The sequence below is a fragment of the Actinomycetota bacterium genome, assembly GCA_036280995.1.
Lineage (GTDB): Bacteria > Actinomycetota > CALGFH01 > CALGFH01 > CALGFH01 > CALGFH01.
The window spans coordinates 1-2,711 of record DASUPQ010000662.1 but is presented as its reverse complement, the minus strand read 5'-3'; the positions used below and the strand labels follow the sequence as shown (position 1 = coordinate 2,711).

Below are 2,711 nucleotides of genomic sequence, written 5' to 3'. Positions count from 1 at the left end.
CCACGCCGGCCGCCGGCCCGCCCCGGCCCGGGCCGAGCTGCTGGAGGCCTTCTCGATCGAGGCCTACATGAGCGGGGTGCCCGGCGACGCGGTCGACGCCCGCAAGGAGGCCGTCCGCCTCCGGGAGGAGATCGGCGACCTTGAGAAGGTGGGCCAGAGCCTGCGCTGGCTGTCGCGCCTGCACTGGTGGGCGGGCAACCGGCGCGCGGCCGAGGCCGCCGCCGTCCGCGCCATCGAGGTGCTGGAGCCGCTGACCCCCGGGCGGCACCTGGCCATGGCCTACAGCAACCAGGCCCAGCTCGACATGCTGGCCAACCGGCTGGAGGTTGCGATGGGCTGGGCCGGGCGGGCGATCGAGCTGGCCGGGCGGCTGGGCGACCAGGAGACGCTCAGCCACGCCCTGACCAACATCGGCTCGGCCCGGCTCCAGGGCGGCGACCAGGGCGGGCGGGCCGAGCTGGAGCAGGGCTTCGAGGTGGCGGTGGCCGCCGGGCTGGAGGACCACGCCGCCCGGGCGCTGTCCAACCTGGCCACCATCGCCGTGGAGCTGCGCGACTACGGCCACGCCGGCCAGGACCTCGACCGGGCGCTCGCCTTCGTCCAGGCGCACGAGCTGGCCGGCTACGCCCAGCACCTGCTCGGCCACCGCGCCCGCCTGCGGCTGGACCAGGGCGACTGGGCCGGCGCGGAGCAGGACGCCCGGGCGGCGCTGGCCGAGCGGGTGCACGCCAGCGGCCGGCTGGCGGACGCGCTGGTGCCGCTGGGCCTGCTGCAGGCGCGCCGGGGCGACCCCGAGGCCGCGGCCACCCTGCAGGAGGCCACCGAGGCCGCCTTCGCCACCGGCGAGCTGCAGTGGACCGGGCAGGTGGCCGCCGCCCGGGCCGAGTACGCCTGGCTGCACGGCGACGACGAGCGGGTCGCCGAGGAGGCCGGCCGCGTGCACGAGGCGGCCGTCCGGGCCGGGCACCCGTGGTTCGCGGGGGAGCTGGCCTTCTGGTTGTGGCTGGCCGGCACGCCGCGGCCGGTGACGGGAACGGTGGCCGAGCCGTACCGGCTGCTGCTGGCCGGCGACTGGCGCGCCGCCGCCGGCGCCTGGCAGGAGCTCGGCTGCTCCTACCACCGGGCCCTGGCCCTGGCCTGCGGCGACCGGGACGAGGCGCCGCTGGAGGCGCTGGCGCTGCTGGACGGCCTCGGTGCCCGCCAGACGGCCCAGCGGCTCCGGCGCCAGCTCCGGCAGCGCGGCGACCTGCACGTCCCCCGCGGCCCCAACCGGGCCACGGCGGCCAACCCGGCCGGCCTCACCGGCCGCCAGGTCGAGGTGCTCGGCCTGCTGGCCGAGGGCCTGACCGACGCCGAGATCGCCACCCGGCTGTCGCTGTCGGCCAAGACGGTCGGCCACCACGTCTCGGCGCTGCTGGCCAAGCTCGGCGTCGGGTCACGCCGCCAGGCCGCCGCGGCCGCCCGCCGGCTCGGCCTCGTCCCGGCCAGAGATGGGGACCCGGGCGGCCAGAGTTGGGGAACCGATCCCGATCCCCCGCCCCCGGTGGCGTCCTAGCGTTCCCTGGTCACACGTCGGCTCACACACCGCTGCCGGATGCTGCGACCCCAGGGCGGCCGCCAGCCACCTCGACCCAGCTCACCGCCCCGACCATGGGAGGTACGGCAATGGACATCGCCACCATCAAGCAGAAGCAGCAGGCCGCCTGGGCCTCCGGCGACTACGCGGCCGTCGGGACCCGGCTGCTGCTCACCGCCGAGCTGCTGTGCGAAGCCGTCGACCTCCGCGCCGGCGAACAGGTCCTGGACGTGGCCTGCGGCCACGGCAACGCCGCCCTGGCCGCCGCCCGCCGCTTCTGCCAGGTCACCGGCGTCGACTACGTTCCCGCGCTGCTGGAACGAGCCCGCCAGCGCGCCGCCGCCGAAGGGCTGGAGGCCAGCTTCCAAGAAGGCGACGCCGAGGACCTGCCCTTTGGTGACGCCTGCTTCGACGTCGTCCTGTCGACCTGCGGGGCCATGTTCGCCCCCGACCAGGAACGCACCGCGGCCGAGCTGCTGCGGGTCTGCCGCCCCGGCGGCCGCATCGGCATGGTCAACTGGGTCCCCGACGGCTACATCGGCGAGCTGTTCCGGACCATCGGCCGCTACCTGCCCCCACCGCCGGGGCTGCGGCCCCCGGTGGAATGGGGCAGCCAGCAGCGGCTGCGCGAGCTGTTCGGCCCCGAGGCCACCATCTCGGCCCCCCGCCGGACCTTCCGCTGGCGCTGGCCCTCGCCCGAGCACCAGGCCGAGTTCTTCGCCACCTTCTACGGCCCCACCAACCGGGTCGTGGCCGCCATCGGCGACGACCGCGCCGCCGACCTCAAGGCCGACATGGCCAAGGTGGCCGCCGGCTTCAACCTCTCCGACGACGACACCCTGGTCCTGCGCCAGGAGTACCTGGAGGTCGTCGTCCACAAGCCCGCGACGGACTAGACGGACTAGGGGAACGCTCATGCCGGCGTCGACGGTGACTGTGGCCGCGGTCCAGGCCGCCCCGGTGTTCCTGGACCTGGAGGCCAGCCTGGTCAAGGCGCTGGCCCTGATCGAGCAGGCGGCCGACGGGGGGGCCCGCCTGCTCGTCTTCCCCGAGGCGTTCCTGCCCGCCTGGCCGGCCTGGGTCGACGAGGTCCTGCCCGGCGAGGACGAGGCCTGGCACCTGCGGCTGCTAAAGC

The 2,711-nt window shown here is 76.1% G+C and carries 3 protein-coding genes; all 3 read left to right on the top strand.

The window, feature by feature from the left end; genetic code table 11:
- The coding region (locus tag VF468_22580; protein HEX5881076.1) for a LuxR C-terminal-related transcriptional regulator at window positions 1–1,555 on the top strand (1,555 nt) is incomplete at its 5' end.
- A 110-nt stretch (window positions 1,556–1,665) separates the two neighbouring features.
- Window positions 1,666–2,472 (top strand): class I SAM-dependent methyltransferase, encoded by an 807-nt coding sequence (locus VF468_22575; protein HEX5881075.1) that lies wholly within the window; start codon window positions 1,666–1,668, stop codon window positions 2,470–2,472.
- Window positions 2,473–2,491: 19 nt separating this feature from the next.
- Window positions 2,492–2,711, top strand: a 220-nt coding sequence (locus VF468_22570; protein ID HEX5881074.1) for a nitrilase-related carbon-nitrogen hydrolase, incomplete at its 3' end; no start/stop codon positions are given.